Raw genomic sequence first — 22696 nt, 5'->3', positions numbered from 1 at the left:
AAAGTACAAATACCAATAAAAAAATACTTCAAACATATATTTTATTTTACAGAATAATAAAAATGAAACTATCATTTTTTTACAGAATAATCTGAATTTTGTTCAATCTACAACTTTAAGCCAATTAACAAAAGAATTTTATACCCATCATTCATATATTTGCAAAAAGTTCAATAAAAAAACATAAGCCACAAAACCATGAAAAAACTTTTATTATTTTTCCTATTTATATTTATAGGAGTCAAATGTATTAAATCACAGGAAACTATTTTTGCCGATTATTTTGACATCAGGACAAACAGTCCTGAAGGTACACCTGTTATAGGAGGAATACACATAGAAAGGAATAAAGATGTCATTTTCAATAAGATTCCAACATCTTATCATTTTGAAATTATAAAACAAGAAAACGACTTGTTTGGTATTAAAACAACATTCGACAAAAAAGGACGAATAAAAGGGTCTTTATTCGTAAAAGAAAAAAAGAATACAGGTAAAAAAGAAAAATCATATATTTTGTCAGTAGCTTTGAAAGACAACAATAAAGTCATAAATGAATTTGATATTACCATAAACATTCTTAATAATACGCTATGGGATCTTTTTTATAAAAGATATATGAAAACAGCACCAGATACCCCACGTACATACGGAGAAAAGAAAATCAAAGATGCTGAAGTAGCAAAACTTATTGAAGAATTAATAAGGAATAATGGTAGATTCGAAGGGTTTAAATGTTATGATGCGAAGCCTTACGAATACCCCAATATAAATGCCTCGGCTATATACAAGGGTAAAAAACTGGAGAATGTAACAATCGACTACGAATGGATAAATATTGTCGATAAAATAGGAAGTTTAGGATATGCATACTATCACTCCAAAACATATGGAATAAATGGTGATACAGAAAGACATGCCCTACTTAAAGATATCCTTGTTAAGACTATCAATAATTATGTTTCTGCAGTGCCAATTGAAGGAAATGAAGTAATAATTAATAATAAGCCAATAGGTAAATATACAGGGGATGGAGCAAGTTTATTACCTTATTATAAGTTAGGACAAAATAATAATTTTGAACACCAATGGAGATTCACAGATTCTATGCTGCTTCCGATACTTACTTTAATGCCAGATATTATTGAAGGTATAAACAAAGGCGATAGACAATATATTGAATTACATGAAAACTTAATCAATTATTTTCAAATTTTCACTTCCCTTGTCAAGGAAAGGAGAAAAATAACAAATAATCCCAGATGGGGTGAAATTATAGATCCCAACTATAGTTCTGGAGCATGGGCAGATGCAAACCTTGGTCACAGATCACGTACGATGTTAGCATTACCTATCATTTGGGCTGACTATAATCGTCCTATGACATACGTACAATACTGGTACTCCAGCTATTATAATGACAAACCATTCAAAGACTTTAGTCTGTCACCAGGTTGGTCACCTTCAGGAGTTATTAAAGACGTAAGTTATTGGATGACAAAGTTCTGTATCCCTTCACATCATTATCGTCAGTCAGGATTTCATCCTGATGGGACCATATCACATCATATAGGAAAAGGAACTGATGCCGCCATGGTTGCATATGGATTTGAATTACTTACACAATGCAGCAACGGATATTCATTCTTTAAGGACACAAGATATAGAATAGACAGTAAAAATTATCAGTTTCAGCTTGACAGATTATTAAATGTTTATCCAAAACTATTTTATAAAGGACAAATGGATTTTCTTGTATCAGGCAGAACATTTTTAAGTGATTTAACTAAGTTTGTATCAAATACTTATAACGATGCTGTACATAATTTAAATATAGCTAGAAGTAAAGATACAAAAATTGTAGGAATGGATTCTTTGATACAATTAAATGCCAACATACAAAAGGGACAATTCGAATATTCGGGTACAGACGCTTACTGGGTTAATGAGTTTCTAGTTCATCGAAGGGGGAAAAATGAAAAGCCTTATTACGCATCAGTAAAACTAAAATCAGAAAGGACAGTTGGTGCGGAAGATTTCAGTAAAATAAGAAAATCATGGCATGCCGGATATGGAATACTACAAGTAAAAGTTAAAGGAGACGAATACGACCAACAGGTCTTATCAAATATGGACTGGCATGCATTACCAGGTCTTACCGAAGAATGGAGAAACGATCCTATGCCAAAATCAGGAGGTGCAGCAGCTTCATTAGCCGGAAACAACAAGATTGCCGGAGTATTATCTGATGGGAATAATGGTATGGCAATGTATCATCATCTACCCAAAGAAAAATACAGTTCTGCCACTGCATTAAAATCATATTACTTTTTAGAAGACAGGATTGTTGCTCTTGGTAACAATATACAAAGAATAAGAGAAGGACAAGGCAACAATATAAATACTTTTATAGATCAAACAGAATTATATGACAAACTATCTTGGAATATAGACGGAAAAACTAAAACAATAATGCCAGACGAATCTATAAACATGACTCTTAATACAAGCAAACCTTGTTGGTTTCATGCAGGTAGAAAAGGATATCTAATATTTCCTAGAAAAGAAACCAAGATTAATATTCAATCAGGTAAATTCATCAACATAACAGACAAAAGTATATCTGATGAAACACCAAACTTTATAATTTCAGTAGATCATGGCCGTGAACCAGGAAAAGTTCGATACGACAATCAGTATATATTCGTGCAAATACCGAATGTAAAAGAAACTGAAATGGGAAAAATATTAGATGATACTAGAAAGGAGTTCTCATTCTTATTAGCAGACTCTATTCATGGACTTTATTCTCCAAAAGAAAACATATATCAATTTTCTTTTTTCAAGCCAGGAAAAGTCAAGCTCAACAGTATTGAAATAAAATCAGACGATGTAGCCATGATAATGCTAAAAGAAAATAATAATGAGTGGACATTAAGTATTGGCAATCCACAACCTGATGGAAAGAAACAAACGATACGTTTTATAACAAATATGAAATTGACTGAAGGTATATATAAATATCAACTAGGTGGTATATATCCGATGGAAGGGGAAACCGTAAGTATAAAACGTATAGGAAAAATGACAGAGGTGATTGCTGAAATACCGGATATAAGAGATGAAATAAAATACAAATATCAATCAGACTTATATGCAGCAGCACCGATAACAATAAAAATACCCAAATAAACATAAATGAACACATTTTAAAGGCCGATAAAATATATCGACCTTTAAAATGTCTCAAATTTATATATCGTTATTTGTCTATATACTTGATTCGGATAAAGAGCAGTTGAAGGAAAATTTAAATGATTAGGAGAATCAGGGAAATGCTGCATTTCCAAACAGAATCCTGCATATTGCATATATCTTTTGTTTCCATGACCTATCCAACGTTTCATATCAGAATTTGAAATATAGAACTGCATTCCAGGTTCAGTGGTATAAGCTTTTAAACGACGACCACTTTTCTGATGCTCTACTATAGCCGCAAGTGATAATTCTCCATCTGTCTTGCTTAACTTATACGAAGTGTCGTATTTATACTCACCATCAGACAACGGAAAAGATATTTTACGATAATGCATAAAATCATAATCTGATTTTTTTACAGAGACAATCTCACCTGTTGGAATACCATCACTGTCGGTGACCAACATCGAATCTGCCTTTATATAAAAATTATGACTTAATACATTTTCATTACATCCGGATAAATTAAAATAACTATGGTTCGTAAAATTTACTACAGTTGGCGCATCTGTATGTGCTTCATAGTTCAGGATTATTTCATTATTATCAGTCAAAGTATATGATATTGAAAAATCCAAATTACCTGGAAATCCTCCATCTAAATGAGGGCTTCTACAAGCAAAAACAATCGTAGCTTTATTTGTATCACAAGAGATATCACAAACATCAAATACTCTTAGATTGAAGCCTTTGCTTCCACCATGTATAGAATGTATCCCTTTATTATTCTTCTCCAATATATAATGCTTTCCATCTAACTCAAACTCAGCATTTTTTATTCTGTTAGCATAACGTCCCACTGTACTTCCATACTTCGGATTAGGCTTGGTATATTCAGATATAGAATCAAAACCTAAAACCACAGATTCCATTTTACCATTCCTGTCTGGTACAGAAACATCTGTAAGAGCTGCTGCATAATTTGTAAGCCTGATAACCATTCCAGATGAATTTATCATTTCATACTGGAACAATGTATCATTATCAATTAAAACTGTATCTATACAGGAAACCGTAACATTTCTAACTTTATCGGAATTCACACATCCGGTACTTACTGAACAGAATATCACAAATAAGGTGAGAATATGATTTCTTATACTTATTATCATTTTATATTATCACATACATTTATTGATACAGAGATTTTACTACTTCCTCGGTTAAACGAGATTTTCAATGGTACCATAGCAAAACCTGGAACCGGATTAAAGGTTCTTCCATCAGGGTCAACAGGCATTAATGATAAACTACCGGATAAGACATTTATTTCCAGATCAGAATTATTACCATTACATATCCATCTATTATTATGCAAAGATGTTTTATTTATTTTAGAAGCAATAACTGGTAATACCAGGCTTACACCATCTACCGTACTTTCTGCTTCTATTATAATATTTTCTTTATCAAATATATAAGTAATATCCACTGGTGTGACTCCTTGCGAAGGAGACTCTTGTTCACATGTAACCAGATGAGTTTTAATTTTAAATATATGTTTATTATCTGATTTTGTATAAATAACATCAGTATCCAAATCATCCAGGTTTGAATACAGCTTCCCATCTTTTATGAATTCCAGTCGTGGACTTCCACCAACTATATATTTACGATTTACATGCTGCATGTTAGGCGCTTCAATCATTTTATACATATTAGTAGTGGAAGCAAATATAGGTCCGAATTTTTCATGCCACAACATTGACAATACTCCCCCCATAGGATGAGTTCCTTTAACCTTATATTCAGCATCATATCCGGTAACAGTAGCTCTCCATTGTCCTTCGGATACAAGCCATGTTCTTATATCCTTAAAAAATTTTACCCCATATTCTTTATCTCTTGGCAAAGTTACAGCTTCATTACTTATTCCCACTTTACATTCCAAAAACGAAGTAAGGGCCTTTGAATGCCCAAAAGTGTGATGTATGCAAGGTTGAATATTCAAATCATTATAATGCAGTCCTCCAAAAAGTAATCCATTATGTGTAGCATTCCTTAAAAGCTTTATATTTCTATATATCGCCTCCATATACTCTGGATGATTTGTTGACATTAAACCATATCCACCCATAAAGCCATCACTAGTACGTCCACCCCAATAAGTCCACTTGAAACTACGTGTACCCCAACTGTTATCCCATGCCCCATCAGGCAGCATAAACTCCAAATGTGTATTCATTGATTTCACTATCAATTCCTCAAGTTCTTTATCACCTGACAAAAGAGCATAATGTGCCATATTAGGTAAAGATTCCTCAACATTATATAACAAATCAACGGGACGGCATCCATTCTTCGTTTCGCTTGTTATATTTGGACCTTCACCAAAAAGGAAACAATCATTTTTAGTAAAATACTGTCTTAAATCGAATGCAATTTCTTTTGCTTTATTCTTAAAATCTTCTCTTTCAAATATATCACCAAGCAAATACAAGGCATAAGTAGCGGAAGCTGAATAATTAACATTCATATTACGCATACCTTCTCGTTTGCGACTATATATAAATCTGTTATTAAGAATAAACTCACCAGAAGACTCCAAATACTTTTTCCACGTATCAAGTGTCGCTTCATCCAACAAATGACCATGATATTTTACAGCCTCGCCAAGTGCAATTGCAAAAAATACTGTTGTCCCATTCCAATCAGATACATTTACATCATTCATCCATGATCCATCAGGCTGACGTACCGTTTCCATCCACTTTATTAATCGTTTTGCTGCATTCAGATATTTATCATCTCCTGTTTTATCTGCCATATACATTAAAGGAAGTACGAAATCGCCTATACGTCCATGTATTCGAGCACAAGCAGGACAAATTATGCCACCATCTAAAGTCGGATACTTTGATTCATATTGTAATGTCAATAATGTATCCACCCATTCTTGAAGAAGAGTCTCTGCCTCAAGATTAATTTTATCTTTTGTCAGATTGCTACTTACATTATTACCGTATAAGACAAAAGATATTAACACCATCAATATTACAGTTAACTGCCTTTTCATCATCACGAAAACATAAACCGTTTTTTATTTAAGAAAATCAGCTCTCATAGGAGAAAAACAATCTATAAGTATCCCTGGTTCAAGACATACACATCCATGTACCGCATCAGGCTCGATATATATACCATCGCCCGCTGACACAATTTTTTTCTTACCTTCTATATCGAATTCAAATTTACCACTTGCTACATAAGTAGTTTGTGTATGATAATGTGCATGTGGTGTTCCTACAGCTCCCTTTTCAAATTTAACCTTAACCAGCATAACCTGACCATCATAGCCCATAATCTTACGTGTAACACCTTCTCCAGCAGGTTCCCATTCTTTATCCTTATCCAGAATATAATCGACACTTCTTGTCTTTTTTATTGTACTATTCTTCATATCACTACCATTGTTTACATTTTCGACCGCGGAAAAACACACCATTGGCAATATTGTTGCCATTAAACAAACAAATAACTTTTTCATTTTCTATTAGAATTATAATATTAAAATATCAAACCTTTATATATTGAATATATAGTTTATTTCTGTTGTTTTATATATTCAGTAGGAAGGCACCCAATATATTTCTTAAAGCTGGTAGCAAAATATGATGGTGTACTAAAACCTACCATTGTACTTATCTCTGCAATATTATATCGTCCTTCCTTAAGCAAACGACATGCTTCAGAAAATCTTATTTTCTTTATAAATTCAATAGCAGACTCTCCTGTTATGGCTTTCAGTTTTAAATGCAAATTAGAGCGACTCATATTCATCTGACTTGCAAAGTCTTCTGTAGAAAAGCTCGAATTATCCATATTATTCTTAACTATTTCAACAGCCCGTTTCAATAATTCTTCATCCAAGGCATTAAAAGTTATTTTTTCAGGTTCAACATCTAATTCTTTAGAATAATGCTCTAACATACGACGACGAGTTCGTACTATATTTTGAATCTTTGTTGTCAGTAACGATAAAGAAAATGGTTTAGCTATATAATCATCAGCTCCTAATGCCATAACCTCTTTTTGATCAGACAATTCAGTTCTTGCTGATAAAATTATAACAGGAATATGACTGGTTGACACATTCTGTTTTACAGCTTTGCAGAGTTTTACCCCATCCATAACAGGCATCATAAGATCTGTTATAATCATATCTACATCATTACATTTCAATACTTCAAGTGCCACTTCTCCATTCTCGGCCTGCAAAGTATTAAAAACCTTAGAAAGACCAGATTTAAGATATTGTCTAACTTCTTCATTATCTTCAACTATAAGAATAGTTCCTCTGGAAGAAGCATCTGATTCGTCATTTATTACTAATTCATCCATTTCTGAATCAACAAAATATTCATCTTTTGTATTAGTAAAATGTAATTGCTGTTCTGGTTCATACGTATTCTCAGCTAATTCTATTTCAGCATAAACAGATTTATCTTGAGGTATATATATAGAAAAAGAACTACCCTTGCCTGGTTCACTGTTAAGTTCAATTTTACCATGATGCAATTCTACCAATCTTTGAATCAACGACAAACCTATACCACTACCCATACAAGTAGAGTCAAGTTGGGTAAAACGTTCAAATATCTTTTTATGTTTATTAAGCGGTATTCCAATACCTGTATCTGTTACATTCAATATCAGAAAATTATCATTCAACGACAAATTAACAGTTATACTCCCTTCCTTTGTATATTTAAATGCATTCGATAAAAGATTATTGATAATAATCTCCACATATTTTTCATCAGCCCAAACATCTACACCTTCTAAATCTGAAATAAAATTATAATTCAACGATTTAGAACGAGCTAATTTCTCATAAAAAGAAAAGCAATCTTTAACGACTGAATATATTTCTCTTTTTGAAACTCTTAATTTAAACACTCCTAGCTCAGCACGTCTATAATCCATCAACTGATTTACAAGATGTAATAATCTATTAGTATTTCTCTCTACGAACCCTAACTGTTCCTTCATCCATTTATCTGTGGTTCTAATCTTCATTTCCTGAACAGGAGATATTATTAATGTCAAAGGGGTACGTAATTCATGAGAAATGTTAATAAAAAATCGTTGTTTCATTTGATTAATTTCTTCCTGATGAAGCTTTTCATTATGCTCCATAATCAATCTATTTTCCATTTGCTTTTTTACCCAGAAATAACGAAATACAAGAGCTATAGCACTTATTACCAACAAGGTTATAATAAGTATAGCCCACCATGTTTCATACCACTCAGGAAGAACTTTTATATATAACACCTTAGACTTTTTATTCCATTTTCCATCATTATTAGCAGCACGTACTTTAAAATGATACTCCCCATGAGGCAAATTATGATATGATACATTTAAGTTATCTTCTGTATAATTCCAAGTATCATCATAACCTTCCAGCTTATAAGAAAAAATATTATGTTGTCCAGATAAATAGTTAGAAACCACAAACTGAAGAGTAAATGATTTTTGCGAACTATTTAATATTATACTATCAGTATCAGATATGTGCTTCCTAAGTATTCCTGTTTCATCTCCTGGACGAACTTCTTTTCCAAAAAGTTTAAGTTTTGTAATTACTGGCTGTGGAGTATAAGGATTATCAATCAACAATTCTGGACGAAATGTTGTTATACCATTTATTCCTCCAAAATACAATCGACCATCGGCTGTACGACAATGCGAATAGCTATTAAATTGATTACTTTGTATTCCGTCCTTTATTGAAAAATTTCTAAATGTTTTACTATATGGATTAAAACAGCTCAAACCTTTATTCGTACTTACCCATATATTATTATAGGAATCTTCCTCAATACTATACACAACATTATTAGGAAGACCATCTGTTTCTGTTAAATGAACGATTTCTCTATTCTTTTTATCTGTGTAATATAATCCAGATCTTGTAGCAAGCCATATACGCCCATCAACTGATTCATAAATCTGTTGTACAGTTTTAATATCAGACATACCATTTATACCAAAAGATACCCTCTCCAGATGATTGCCCTCTATTTTATACTTAACCAGACAATCATCAAACGCTATTATAAGGCAATCTGAAGAATCAATAAACATAGCATATATTCCCTTTTTTGAAATACCTGCCTCATCAACGTGCGTAAACTCACCACTATGCATATTGTACAGATAAAGTCCATTTAGAGTTCCCAGCCACAATCTTTCTTCATCACGAGGCAAGATTGAATATATACTATTTGCCATTATATCGGCATCACGTATATATAGATGTCTGATAAATCCTGTACGCCGGTTTACGACTTTCAATCCTCCTGCATGTGTACCAACATAAACATTATCAGACTTTTTGTCTATATATAAAGATTTGACGTTATTTGATTCCCTAGAAATATCTTTATCCTCATAATTTAATTTATAATATTTAAAACTTTCATCAGCAGGATTATAGCAATTCAAGCCTCCATCGTTTGTTCCTATCCACAACATAAAATTTTCATCTTCAACAATACAACTCACCACATTATCACTTAATGAATTCCTGTATGGCTCATGCATTATATTATTAAAACGATATTTAAGTGGATGATAATAATTAAGACCACCAAAATATGTTCCTAACCACATACCACCTTGATTATCCTTATAAATACACCTGACAGAACGTTGGCTCAAACTTCCGAATTTTGTTTCATCATTAGTATATTTAACAAAAGTATCGCTGGCATTTGAGTATATATTCAAATCATTAAATGTTCCTATCCACAATCTGCCGTTAGAATCTCTTGCTAAAGAACGTATATAGTCAGAACTTATGCTATTTTTATCTGATGTATGTCTATAATTCTTCAAATCTCCAGTACGCAAATCCAATTTTATCAATCCATTACCTTCTGTACCAATCCATAGTTCATGTAAATTATATAATAACATGGTTTGCACTTTTGCCCCAACCTCAAATGAAGATGAAGGAATAAATTTATTACTAACAAAAGAATATGAATGCAAGTGTCCATTCACACAACCTATATATATAGTATCATTTACTCTATAAATAGAAGATACTTTTTTAGATACTAAATCAGGAATCAATATGTCATCTCTAAAAGAATTCATTGATAGATCTAAAACATATAGTTCACCCTCTGAATTTATTATATATAAATCATCAGATAACTCTACAATATCCTTAACCAGAGCATTCTTTCTATCTGTAATTAAAAAATTTTTAAAAGTGTCTGTTTCCTTATTATAAAGTGAAACTCCTTTATTTGTTCCAACCAAAATCCTCCCCTTACTATCAGTCACCACGCAACGAGTAATATTACCAGCTATAGATACAGTATCATTCTCGTCATGACGATATACCGTAAACTCATATCCGTCATAACGGTTCACACCGTCATATGTAGCGAACCACATATTATCAGATTTATCCTGTGTTATTGAAAAAACTGTATTCTGAGAAAGACCATCATTAATAGATATATGGGAAAAAGTAATTGTTTCCGAATTATAAGCAAAAACAATTTTACTTGACAATAATGGTAAAATGACAAATAAGACCTTAAAAAAACTTTTTATCTTCATGCTATTATATATTAATCAACGTGTCGCAATTTCCATAAAAAAGGAATGTAACAAATATACATATAAGAAGAATAATTGGCAAATAAATCTTCTTACCTATTATAGCTAATCATTTCTCCATTTTATTATCTTTTCCATTCAATATTTCAGGATTATTCACTGTTTCCTCAATTCCATTTACACCATCTTTAAAACTTTTTACACCTTTTCCCAAACCTTTCATAAGTTCAGGAATTTTTTTTCCACCAAACAATAGTAAAATTAATAATGCAATAAACAACAATTCCTGCATTCCAATTCCCAATAGGAGTAGATTATACATAAACTTTATTATTAGAGGTTTATTATTATTTTAAAATGTCTAACGAATACTATGCCAGATTGTATAAGATTAGTTTTAATATGGCAATGGAACCATAGGCCTACGTCCATAATTAAGTTTCAAGCCAGCTTTATATGCTTCTTCTCCATGAAGTAAATCTATATCAAGTTCTCCCAAATTCACCAGAATACCCCTTGCCATAAGTCCGGCATCTTCATTCTGAATTCGTGGAAGAGTCTCAGCATTATTACGTAATTCATTAAGATATTCACGTATATACTTACGCATATTAGGATCAAGAGATAAACATTCCAATGACGAATACCCAATTTTTCTATTTTCTTCCTTAACAGGATATACCAAATTCTTTATTCCTTTTTCAGGATATCCTAAATAGGATATGGCATATGCAGCCTCGCTTGATATATAAGGATCAGTATCATTTATAAGGTGTCTCAATTCTTCAGGGCATTCAGAAATTAATCCTAGTTTTGCCAATTGTGCATAACCGACAGTTGCCCAAAACTTCATTTCCGGATAATCACTTATTAATGCCTTTCTAAAAAACTGTTCATCAGAAGATTTAGGCATACTTGCAAGTTCTACTAGATTATAAAGTTCATTTAAAGGAAATTTTTCTTCTCTAACCGAATTATACAATATTTTACCTCTTCGTGACGTTGGCAGAAAGAAACCTAAATCTTCCGTTTCTCTTATATGAGAAGATAAAGATTCACGCATTTTCTTCAAAATATCCTGATACTGTGGTAAAGAAGATAAATCATGTATTTCGCCAGGATCATTAAACAAATCGAAAAGCATTTCTGCAGGATGAGCACAAAATGTTTGGGCCCAGTCATCATTAGTATTGTGACCACCTAATACAAGTTTATCCCAGGCTTTATTTGACGGCATACCCCACTGATAATAATTTCTCAATGCAAACTGCCTATATGGCATATAACTACGTATATATTTGTATCGCCCGTCTGAAACGGCTCTAACAGGCATAAAATGATGTAACTGGTTCGAAGCAAAAGCAAAATTAAGTTTCCTTTCCTCTTTTGCTGCATATTTACCAAACACAGCTTCTCCCTGCATTCTTTTCTCTGGTTTTACACCTGCAAGACTAAGTACCGTAGGGCCTAAATCCGTAAAATTAACCAAACGATCAACTTTACCTGACAAACCATTTGCCAAATGCTTGAATTTTTCGGGGAAATATACTACCAAAGGTACCCTTAAACCACTCTCAAACAAATATCCTTTACCACGAGGGACGCAACCACCGTGATCACTGAAAAAGAAGATTATAGTATTCTCATCAAGACCTTTTTCTTTCAAATCATCAAGATATATCTTAACCCATTTGTCAACATCCTGAACCGCTTCCAAATGACCGGCATAATCAGAACGTACTTCCGGCAAATCAGGTACATAAGATGGCAACGTTAATAGCTGAGGATATATACCCTCACGTGTATAATCACGACGACCGTCGGTATGAAAAGTTCTTATACGACCCATATGCGATGTTACAGTATTGAATACAGCAAAAAAAGGCTGACCATCTTTTCTTTTAGGACTATTATAAGAAGCTTTCTTATTACACTCATCCCAACATGACTTATTATCTGTCGTAGTATTATAATGCGTTTTATTATTATTAGTACAATAATAACCTGCTTCTCTTAATCTTTGAGGAAAGAATATATCATCAGGAGTATCAAAAGGAACCGGATGAAAATCCATTCCATACGTTGGAGCATAACATCCGGTTATTAAAGAGGAACGCGCCGGAGAACTTTGAGGGCCAACTGACCATGCATTCATAAACTGAACACCTCTTTGAGCTAAGCTATCCACATTGGGAGTACTAACATCCTTATTGCCATAACATCCGAATTCATAAGCACTTGTGTCTTCAAATGTTAACCATAGAATATTAGGACGAATATCATCTTTTGCAGAAAGCATACTTACAGACGAAAGCCCCAATATTATTGTTGAACAAAACAATCTGAAATCATTTTTCATAATGAATTTATTTAGGTTAATATATTTCTTTGCGAAAATAGTTATTAAGTTTATTTTCATAACACACACATGTTTAAATAATATATACCAGTGTATAATGGACAATATTAAAAGCATATTCAACAATTTTAAAATACGATAGAGACAAATAAAACTCATTTGATTATTTCAGTATGAATTAATAACTGCTTATAAGTTAATTTTGCGAATAGGAAAATATTATTATTTCATAATTATTATAGCCATGAAAAAAAGAAGTATTATCATGCTGATAGGTATTCATATCATACTAGGTTTCAACTTATCAGCGCAAACCAGAAGCACTGTAGAATGGAGGAACGTAAACGGTGTGGAAATTCCGGTACCACCTTCTGTCCATCCTAGATTGTATTTACGCTCTTCAGACATTCCGGAACTTAAAGAAAGAATAAAACATCCGGAAATTGTAAAGACCATAAAAAAGATGGAGAAACTGAGTAAAAACAGGACTCCTGAAGAAGAAGCTAAAGCTCCGGCAAAAAACGGATTCAGATATTATGCTGAAATGCGAGGAATAACAAGCCGAGTACAGCTTGATGCATTGGACTATCTGGTAAACGGAGAGAAATCAGTTGCCAGAAAAGCCATAACAGCCATGCTCGACACATTACGCAACACTAATTATGGAACAAAAGGTGACCTGTCAAGAGCCAGCGGATCAATGCTGATGTGTGGTGCAATGGTTTACGACTGGTGCTACGACCAGATGAAAGATTCTGAAAAGAAAGCATACATAAACGAATTTGTCAGAATAGCCAAGACCATGGAATGCGGCTATCCTCCAAAGAATACGGAACCTATAGCAGGACATTCTTCGGAATGGATGGTACTGAGAGATATGCTCTCGGCTGGTATTGCAGTATATGACGAATATCCTGACATGTACAATTATGTAGTAACAATGATGTACAAGGACTATATTCCAGCCCGCAACTTCATCTATTCGGGACATAACTACCATCAGGGCAGCAGTTATGCAAATGTACGTTTCAGCAACGACCTTATATCTCTTTGGATAATGTCACGCATGGGCGCAGGAGCAATTTATGACTCGGCACAACAGTTCGTTTTATACGATTTTATCTACAGAAGACGGCCTGACGGACAGGTTCTTCCTGCCGGTGATACCAATCCTAACAGAAAAGGCGTTGCCAATTACGCTCTTCCTGCTCTATTGGCTTACAGCTACTACAAAGACGGCTATCTGGCATACGAATATGAACGTACAAAGAAAATTGACAATCACTGTCTGATATTCGACATCCTGTGGAAAGACCTTAACATTGAGCCTAAAGGTCCTGAAACACTACCTCTTACAAAATACTCCGGAACACCGTTCGGATGGATGATTGCCAGAACAGGATGGGATGAGAACAGCGTAATAGCAGAAATGAAAATAAACGAGCACTATGTAGGAAACCATCAGCATCTTGACGGAGGCTCATTCCAGATATATTATAAAGGTCCATTGGCGCTGGATGCAGGAACATATCAGGGAAGTTCAGGCGGATACAACAGCCCACACAACAAGAATTTCTTCAAACGTACAGTAGCCCACAACTCACTGCTGATATTCAATCCTGAAGAGAAATTTGAATGCCATAGCTATGGCGGTGAAGATAAGACTCCTTTTGCCGGTAACGACGGAGGACAGAGAATGCCTGGTGACGGATGGAACACCTGCCGTTCGTTCAAAGATTTACTGAGCGACGAATACACAACAGGAAAAGTCCTTGCACACGGAACCGACGCGGACTACATGGCACCGGACTATTCTTATCTGAAAGGTGACATAACCAAGGCATATTCCGACAAGGTAAAAGAAGTAAAGCGCTCGTTCGTATTCCTGAATCTGAAATCAGAGAATATTCCTGCCGCATTGATAGTCTTCGACAAGATTGTTTCATCAAATCCTGAATATAAGAAACAGTGGCTGCTGCACAGCATTGAAGAGCCGACTGTAAAAGACGGAACATTTACCGTTAAACGTACAAAAGACGGAGATTCAGGAATGCTTTACGACACTGTGTTGCTACCGGAAAAAGGTAACTTAGATATTAATACCATCGGAGGCCCGGGTAAGGAATTCTGGGTTAACGGCGAGAACTACCCTAACGAGCCACGTACTCCGGACCCGACAAACGAAAAAGGTGCATGGAGAGTTGAATTATCTCCAAAATCTCCTGCTAATGAAGATTACTTCCTTAACGTGATACAGGTAGCTGACAACAAATGCAAAAACATGCATAAGGCTACACTTCTGAAAAGCGACAATACTGTAGGAGTAGTAATCTCCGACAGAATTGTGACTTTCAGTAAAGACAGCAACACGCTTTCCGGAAAATTCAGCATTGACATCAACGGAGAAGGAACTTTCAAAATTGTCATGACTGACATGAAACCCGGAACATGGCAGGTAAAGAAAGACGGTGAAGTATTTATCCCATATAAATGGGTACGTTCTGACGACGGAATACTGTCGTTTGAAGGAGGAAAAGGACATTACGAGTTTTCAAGGTAAATTACATAAGTATTACGCCTGAATAATACGGGCAATAAAGCGAGAGCCGCATTCGTTGGGAAAACGGATGCGGCTCGTTTTATAAATTACTTCTTTCGACCGTATTCACTAGGCAATACACCTACATATCGTTTAAAACTATTACTAAAATAGGATGGAGAACTAAATCCAAGTTTGACACTTATTTCAGCAATCGTATATTTATTCTCCAATATCAACTGACAAGCTTTATTAAATCTTATTCTTCTTATGAAATTTGCAGGTGCTTCACCTGCTATGGCATTCATCTTAAGATATAATGCCGAACGACTGATACAAAGTTCTTCTGCCAGTTTCTCAGCAGAGAACGATTCATCAGATATGTTTGTCTCTATTATTGAAATAGCTTTAGACAAGAATTCGTTATCCATCGTATTCGATGTCATTTTAGCCACATCAAGATTTATATTATTGGCATAGTATTGTCTGAAATGTTCTCTCGTTATCAGAATATTATTAATCTTACCTTTCAATAAAGAAACACTAAACGGTTTTCCTATATAATCATCAGCACCGACATTTATCCCTTCCTCTTGGCTCTCGACAGAACTCTTGGCAGATAACAAAACAACAGGTATATGAGATGTTTGAATATTTCTTTTTATCTGCTTACATAGCTGAATACCATCAACATTAGGCATCATTACATCCGACAATATAATATCAATTTTATTTTCTTTAACTACATCCAAAGCCTGCTTACCATCAGAAGCTTTATAAATATTATATTGTTCACATAATAATCTTTCAAGGTAATCCATCATTTCCTTATTATCCTCAACCAACAATATATTTATATCACTGGTCTTGTTACAGGAATGTTTATTAATACCATCATCAATTGTATCTTCCAACAAATACTCCTGATATATTTCTGTAGGATACAATAAAGTATTATTCCCTTCAGAATTACTTTTTTCATCACCGGAACATACTTCTAAAGTTTTAGGTAATGAGACACTGAAAACTGTAAACTCATTCTCCTTACTTTTCACCGATATTGTCCCGTTATGTTTCTCTACCAAACATTTAACCAAAGAAAGTCCTATTCCTGTTCCCTTGTCATATTCATTGGCCTGATAAAATCTTTCAAATATTTTATCTATCTTAGAAGAGGATATACCTTTACCATTGTCATATACATCAAATCCCCATACATCCTCTTTCTCCCACAGAGTAAGACTTATTTGCCCTCCATCAGGCGTGAATTTAAATGAATTTGATAAAAGATTCAATAATATCGTCTCTATATATTTCTTATCTACAGGTATTTCCAAAGAAGATATTGACGAATCAAACAAATAATCCATTCTATTTTTCTCCGCCTGTTTATTAAACAGCATAAATGTCTGCTTACATAAATCAACAACATTACCCATCTCTATGTGCAGAGGCATTGCTCCAGACTCTACCTTTCGAAAATCAAGCAACTGATTTATAATATTCAGAAGCCGTAAAGCATTATTATATACATATTTTAGATCACAAAGCATTTTTTTATCCAATAACATAGCCTGTCCAATCATATTCTCCAATGGGCCCAATATCAATGTCAAAGGAGTACGAAGTTCATGCGACATATTCATATAAAAACGTATTTTTTCGGTAGCTATCTCCTGCATTTTCTTGTGTTCCATCAATTCAATCTTTAATTGCATCTTCATTTTTTGTTTCATTATGAAGAAATACATAATCCAAGCAATCAACGAAAGACATAGCATGATAAACAGTAATTTAACATACCATGTTTGGTACCACATCGGAATAACATCTATTTTAAGGTTCACAGGTGATTCGTTCCATTTACCATTATTATTACACGATTTTAACTGAAAGACGTATGTCCCTGGTTGAAGATTGAAATATGTAACTTCTCTTTTATCAGAATAATTCCATTCTCGTTCATATCCCTTTAACCGATAGGCAAAAATATTACGTCTATTACTAAGATAATTTGAAACTGTATAGGATATCTTTAATTCTTTCTGATCATAAGGGAAACTTATTTCCAGAAGTTTTCCTGTTTCATTCTTCTGGATATTGACAGAAGAATCTTCACCGTAAATCACGGAACGGTTTTTTAATGACAAATCTATAATTTCAGGATCAGGAGAATATGGATTTTCAATAAAATCCGAAGGACGAAAATATGTTATGCCATCAAGAGTTCCAAAATAAAACGTACCATCACTTCCTTTGCAATAGCCATACATATTGAACTCATTATGACTCAACCCATCCATTTCAGTATAATTGTAGGAACGTTTACTCGAGACATCAAAATGAGCAAGTCCTTTATTTGTACTCAACCATAAATGTTTCAGGTTATCCCCCAATATTCCATATATAAAATTATTAGGCAATCCGTCTTTTGTTGTATAATATCCTTGTAAAACCAGATTACTGTTATACTTATATAAACCATTAGATGATCCCACCCATACGTTATTGTCATTATCCTCGTAAAAACAATTCACTATTATATGAGAAGAATAGTCAGTACTTACGCTATCATCAAGTTGCATTACTCTATTATTCTCATATATAAATAGACCATTCTCAGAACCTATCCAAACCCTGTTGTTAGAATCTTTAAACAAACTCGGAATCAAGTATCCACTCAAATTTCTGTTACGATATGCAAGTGATGACTTTCTGAATGTCCTTGTCCGTTTATCGAACTCAAGCAAACCGATCATAGAACCTACATATATATCGTCTCCGTTCTCAAGTAGTGCATAACAACTATTCTCCTCTGCTTCTGTATCTGGTATATCATAATTTGTAATTATGCCGGAACGGGTGTCTATATAACTTAATCCTCCTGAATGGGTTCCTACATATATACCTCTGTCTTTATCAGGCAAAATAGACTTTATATTGTTTGATTTCAGATGATTTTGACCATTTCCCGCCTGATAATATTCGAATGTACCATTTTTCTTATCAAAATAATTTACGCCACCTCCATTAGTTCCAATCCATAAACCTTTCTTATCCGGACTCTCTACAATACAACTTACAATTCTATCGTTTAAAGAATTTATTGGAGAAAAGCCAAGTACATTAAAATCATATGACAATGGATGGTAATATCTGACACCATTATAATGTGTACCAATCCATAACCCGTCCTGATTATCAACCATTAAAGAACGGACAGACATATCAGCAAGAGAATTATAAATTTCCCCAAAATCCGGATTTAAAATAAACAACCCTTCTGTAGTCCCAATCAATATGCTTCCATCCTTATATAGTTGCAACACACGAATTGAATTAACAGACAAAAAAGACTTATTTATCTTATATTGCTTAATTATCTCAAATCTATCGTTTATACGTAATATTCTTTCATTCTGACATCCAACCCAATATCCTCCCCTTTCATTATCAAAAATAATGGGACCTATCGGAGTATTTGAAAAATCAGGAACTATCTTTTTACACTTATTGTCAATACCGGAATAATAATAAAGTCCATGAGAAGTTCCGACAAGAGCTCCATCACCAGAAACACAAACTGAATTTACAACAATATTCTCCAAAAGAATAGAAGACAAAAAGTTTCCTGTTTTTTTTGAAAAAAACACAAGTCCCAGATTAGTACCAAGCAACAAAGTATCTCGCTTCTCAGGCATCTCTGCCATTGCAAGTACTTGCAGTGTTTTTCCAGATAAATTAAAATTACAAAACGTATTAGTCAAATAATCATATTTAGACAAGCCTAACAATGTTCCTACCCAAACAGTACCCTCACTATCAGAATACAAACTACAGACATGACTATCCATTATAGAAGTTTCATCCTGTATATCATGATAATATGTATTAACAGAATAACCGTCATATTTATTCAGACCATCGCTCGTTCCTATCCAAATTTTATTATTTACATCTTGTATTATACTCCATACGGTATTCTGTGACAGATTCTCACTAACTGATAATCTTTTTAGATTTAATGGTTCACATTTACTTCCTATAGAAATGAACAATAACAGAAATATGAATATGTATTGTTTTATCATAAATTAGCCTGGACTCGCATTTATTTAATATTGCAAATATACAAAATTTGGAACTATGAAACTGAAAATATATAATATTATCTTTCTATTTTGTCATAACAAATTATTGGAATTATATTACTTTATTAAACGACTAAAAAAACAGATACTGAATGATAAAACATCCAGTATCCGCCAAACAATAATTTTTTATTTCAGTTTATATCCAAGATTTACTTTTTCTCCATTCAATGAAACCTCAACTTCAAGTTTTTTATCATTAAACTGCGATGTCACAAATCGTGCATTTATTTTCGGAGCTGCCTTAATGTCTTTCGTAGGATAAATAACCGTGATATATCTTATAGGAGAATTATCTTGTTTCTTTATGTTAAACGAAACAGCCGTACGTTTCTCCCGTACCAGATAAAGGGTAGCCTGCCATCCTTCTTCTTCCTCGAGAACAGTCCCTTCTGGAGCAAAACATTGCATTTTTACATCACTATCCACACCATAATTCGAAGAAAGTATTAAATTATTTTTATTTATATCAATCTTTCCGGCATTCAATTGATAATGTAATCCTACTTGTCCCTTTGCATCTCCCACTGCCTCATCTACTATAACAAAGTATTTCCTGTTAACGAAGAAAACAGAACGACGATGCTTCAAGTCTTTATAACTTTGGTTTTCAGTAACCAAAACAGGAGTTTTATCTTCAGGTTTCCACAAACGTGTCACCGAAGATTGTGTTTCCAGATTCTTATTATCCAATGTCAAAGTTTTGTGTACCATTGTCTGTCGGAACCAGTTACGCAATTTCATTATGTTGTCATCGCCTGCATAAACATAAAATCCGGAATCTGGGAAAAGATTAGTACCATTAAACCATAATTCAAATGTACCGTTATCCGGCTGATTATGCCATTCACCTTTTGGACCAGCTTTTAACACCATAACAGTAGCATCACTACCCCATCCGTTACGGAAAGTAAAAAATCCACTGGTTTCAAAACCTTTCGACAAATTCTCAGGAAGTTTACCCTCTTTCCCCTCTGTTGCAAAATAACGGATTTGTTCATTATTGGGGAAGAGTTTAGTCCATATCCTATAATTTTTGATTTTGGGTTCTTTTCCCCTTCTCTTGGCATCACTGAAACATGGGTTAGTATAGTCAGGATAACAAATATTGTAATAAAATACAATCATTTTTTCTATTGTATCCAAGAACTCCTTAGGAAATTCATTCCTTAAACCATTCATATCCGCCATCATCAGGGCCTTACAAAATATTTCTATTGATGCCATGTGGTAAAGCGGATCGAGTTCAAATTGCCCACCATCATCATAAACCTGTTTTTTTGCCTCACGTACTAGTATATCTACACCACTTTTTCTCCAAGTATCAGCATCTTTGTATTCAGGGAAAAATATGGCTGCATAAAGAATCTGTTGTGCTTCAAAAAGAAGATGATTCCCCGCATCTGAATAATTATGCAATATATGGTTTGCATGTTTACGATAATTTACTAAAAACTCGGTCAAAAACTCTGGTGTAAAATATATAGAATTTTTAAAAAGCATAAACTGTTGTATCTGGTCTTCCAAACGTGTTCCTACCTCGAGAGGACGCCATGCAAAACGAGCATTTTCCACTCCAGCTCTAATTTCTCCAGTACTGGCAAGTTCAAACTCATCTTTAGTTACAGAAACCAAAGGATTCTTTTTAATCCAATCCATATACTGAAAAACCCATTCTTTGGCATATTTTTCATCGTGAGTGGTATAATAAACCTTTCCCATAGGTATAAACCATTTTTGGCGATGAAGTTGCCAGCGCAATTCGTTATCTTTTATGGGCCAGTATGTCCAATCGATATCCTTTCCGTAATAGAACGAAGGCTGATAACCTTCATGGGCATATAAAATATGTGCAAGTGCTTCGTCTGCAATTTGACGTTCCTTATCAGATACAGTTACATCATCAAGGTTTATTTCCGGTTGTTTCACATTTGTGCGGTTACGGTAATAATCTAGTAATGCCTTGGCTGCTTTTACAGTATCCCCAGACATACACGCATTTTTAACATGTACAAGACCTGGATGGTCCAAGTCTATCAAGTGAAACACTTCCTTGTTTAATTGTGGGTCAGCATAAACGCTTTCACTAAAAATAAAGGAAAGTGTCAAAATAGAAATTATTATAATTTGTTTCATTTTCATGTTCTTTAAACAAAAAGGGGATGCGCATAATTATCAAAAAGCGTACATCCCCTTCAATTATTTATATTAAAAATTCCTACTTTAATCAATTACCACGGTAACATAGTAATTTTCGGACATAGCACGTACTTCGTATTCATCAGTCTTTATGATTGTAGTTGTGGTAACATCAGTTACATCCATACTCTTTGTAGGATCAAAAGTATAAACTCTTATTGAACCAGTTTTACCATTCAATGCCTTAACGTATATATTCTGTACACCTTTCTTCGCATTGGGCCATACCATTTTATATGCGCCAGATTCATCTGGTGACAATGTTTTACCGCTTTCATCAACAACCACATAATCTTGTCCACAAACCAATTCATCACCAGTGCCAGGCATAGGTGTAGTATAATAAAATACCTCAGGACTATATGAACGAGTAAAATTACTATAGAACTGAGTAGGTACAGCAAGAGTTTTACCTTGTTCTATATTATAAGTCACATCATTTCCTCCTGGAATACTACCCCATTTTTCAAAACAATAGTAATAAACATGCTCCATTCCAGGTTGCCCGTTTTCCCATTCCGGGTGATCTTTGCTACAACTTACACTCAAAAAGCAAAGAATAAGAGAATAGATTATAAAGTTAATACGCATTAATCTTTTCATAAT

At 33.8% G+C, this 22696-nt stretch carries 11 protein-coding genes; 2 read left to right on the top strand and 9 right to left on the bottom strand.

Annotation, left to right across the window (positions count from 1 at the left end; all coding sequences use genetic code 11):
- Positions 1-198: 198 nt before the first annotated feature.
- Positions 199-3192 (top strand): polysaccharide lyase family 8 super-sandwich domain-containing protein, encoded by a 2994-nt coding sequence (locus OCV82_RS10190; protein WP_154044276.1) that lies wholly within the window; start codon positions 199-201, stop codon positions 3190-3192.
- Between the two features lie 44 nt (positions 3193-3236).
- Here OCV82_RS10190 and OCV82_RS10185 read toward each other — a convergent pair whose 3' ends face one another.
- The 6 genes from OCV82_RS10185 to OCV82_RS10160 all read right to left on the bottom strand — a co-directional run bounded on the left by OCV82_RS10185 (position 3237) and on the right by OCV82_RS10160 (position 13201).
- The gene (locus OCV82_RS10185; RefSeq protein WP_262543464.1) at positions 3237-4301 is read right to left on the bottom strand and encodes an aldose epimerase family protein; all 1065 of its coding nucleotides are present in this window, start codon (positions 4299-4301) and stop codon (positions 3237-3239) included.
- Positions 4302-4366: 65 nt separating this feature from the next.
- Positions 4367-6274 carry a prenyltransferase/squalene oxidase repeat-containing protein gene (locus OCV82_RS10180; RefSeq protein WP_154044294.1) on the bottom strand — a complete coding sequence of 636 codons (1908 nt, stop codon included), beginning with the start codon at positions 6272-6274 and terminating at the stop codon, positions 4367-4369.
- 24 nt (positions 6275-6298) lie between these two features.
- Positions 6299-6658, bottom strand: coding sequence for a cupin domain-containing protein (locus tag OCV82_RS10175; RefSeq protein ID WP_239469090.1), 360 nt, complete (start codon positions 6656-6658; stop codon positions 6299-6301).
- Positions 6659-6801: 143 nt separating this feature from the next.
- Entirely contained in the window at positions 6802-10842 is a 4041-nt protein-coding gene (locus tag OCV82_RS10170) for a hybrid sensor histidine kinase/response regulator transcription factor (RefSeq protein WP_154044273.1), read from the bottom strand.
- A gap of 109 nt (positions 10843-10951) precedes the next feature.
- Positions 10952-11164, bottom strand: a complete 213-nt coding sequence (locus OCV82_RS10165) for a Sec-independent protein translocase subunit TatA/TatB (RefSeq protein WP_154044272.1) — start codon at positions 11162-11164, stop codon at positions 10952-10954.
- Positions 11165-11239: 75 nt separating this feature from the next.
- On the bottom strand, positions 11240-13201 hold the full coding sequence (locus OCV82_RS10160) for a sulfatase family protein (RefSeq protein ID WP_154044271.1): 1962 nt from the start codon (positions 13199-13201) through the stop codon (positions 11240-11242).
- Positions 13202-13445: 244 nt separating this feature from the next.
- Here OCV82_RS10160 and hepB point away from each other — a divergent pair, with 244 nt between their 5' ends.
- Positions 13446-15761: a heparin/heparin-sulfate lyase HepB gene (gene hepB, locus OCV82_RS10155; RefSeq protein ID WP_154044270.1), complete on the top strand. Its 2316-nt coding sequence runs from the start codon at positions 13446-13448 to the stop codon at positions 15759-15761.
- A gap of 86 nt (positions 15762-15847) precedes the next feature.
- Here hepB and OCV82_RS10150 read toward each other — a convergent pair whose 3' ends face one another.
- The 3 genes from OCV82_RS10150 to OCV82_RS10140 all read right to left on the bottom strand — a co-directional run bounded on the left by OCV82_RS10150 (position 15848) and on the right by OCV82_RS10140 (position 22693).
- Positions 15848-19831, bottom strand: coding sequence for a hybrid sensor histidine kinase/response regulator transcription factor (locus OCV82_RS10150; protein ID WP_154044269.1), 3984 nt, complete (start codon positions 19829-19831; stop codon positions 15848-15850).
- Positions 19832-20020: 189 nt separating this feature from the next.
- Positions 20021-22033 carry a heparin-sulfate lyase HepC gene (hepC, locus tag OCV82_RS10145; RefSeq protein ID WP_394802655.1) on the bottom strand — a complete coding sequence of 671 codons (2013 nt, stop codon included), beginning with the start codon at positions 22031-22033 and terminating at the stop codon, positions 20021-20023.
- 81 nt (positions 22034-22114) lie between these two features.
- Entirely contained in the window at positions 22115-22693 is a 579-nt protein-coding gene (locus tag OCV82_RS10140) for a hypothetical protein (protein WP_154044267.1), read from the bottom strand.
- Positions 22694-22696 lie beyond the last annotated feature (3 nt).

Origin of the sequence: Bacteroides cellulolyticus, from assembly GCF_025567135.1 — a bacterium.
Taxonomy (GTDB): domain Bacteria; phylum Bacteroidota; class Bacteroidia; order Bacteroidales; family Bacteroidaceae; genus Phocaeicola; species Phocaeicola cellulolyticus.
This window is presented reverse-complemented; position numbering and strand designations above follow the sequence as displayed.

Coding starts and splice junctions, on each gene's coding strand:
- OCV82_RS10190 (WP_154044276.1), top strand. CDS start 199: ATGAAAAAACTTTTATTATTTTTCCTATTTATATTTATAGGAGTCAAA.
- OCV82_RS10180 (WP_154044294.1), bottom strand. CDS start 6,274: ATGAAAAGGCAGTTAACTGTAATATTGATGGTGTTAATATCTTTTGTC.
- OCV82_RS10175 (WP_239469090.1), bottom strand. CDS start 6,658: ATGAAGAATAGTACAATAAAAAAGACAAGAAGTGTCGATTATATTCTG.
- OCV82_RS10170 (WP_154044273.1), bottom strand. CDS start 10,842: ATGAAGATAAAAAGTTTTTTTAAGGTCTTATTTGTCATTTTACCATTA.
- OCV82_RS10165 (WP_154044272.1), bottom strand. CDS start 11,164: ATGTATAATCTACTCCTATTGGGAATTGGAATGCAGGAATTGTTGTTT.
- OCV82_RS10160 (WP_154044271.1), bottom strand. CDS start 13,201: ATGAAAAATGATTTCAGATTGTTTTGTTCAACAATAATATTGGGGCTT.
- hepB (WP_154044270.1), top strand. CDS start 13,446: ATGAAAAAAAGAAGTATTATCATGCTGATAGGTATTCATATCATACTA.
- OCV82_RS10150 (WP_154044269.1), bottom strand. CDS start 19,831: ATGATAAAACAATACATATTCATATTTCTGTTATTGTTCATTTCTATA.
- hepC (WP_394802655.1), bottom strand. CDS start 22,033: ATGAAAATGAAACAAATTATAATAATTTCTATTTTGACACTTTCCTTT.
- OCV82_RS10140 (WP_154044267.1), bottom strand. CDS start 22,693: ATGAAAAGATTAATGCGTATTAACTTTATAATCTATTCTCTTATTCTT.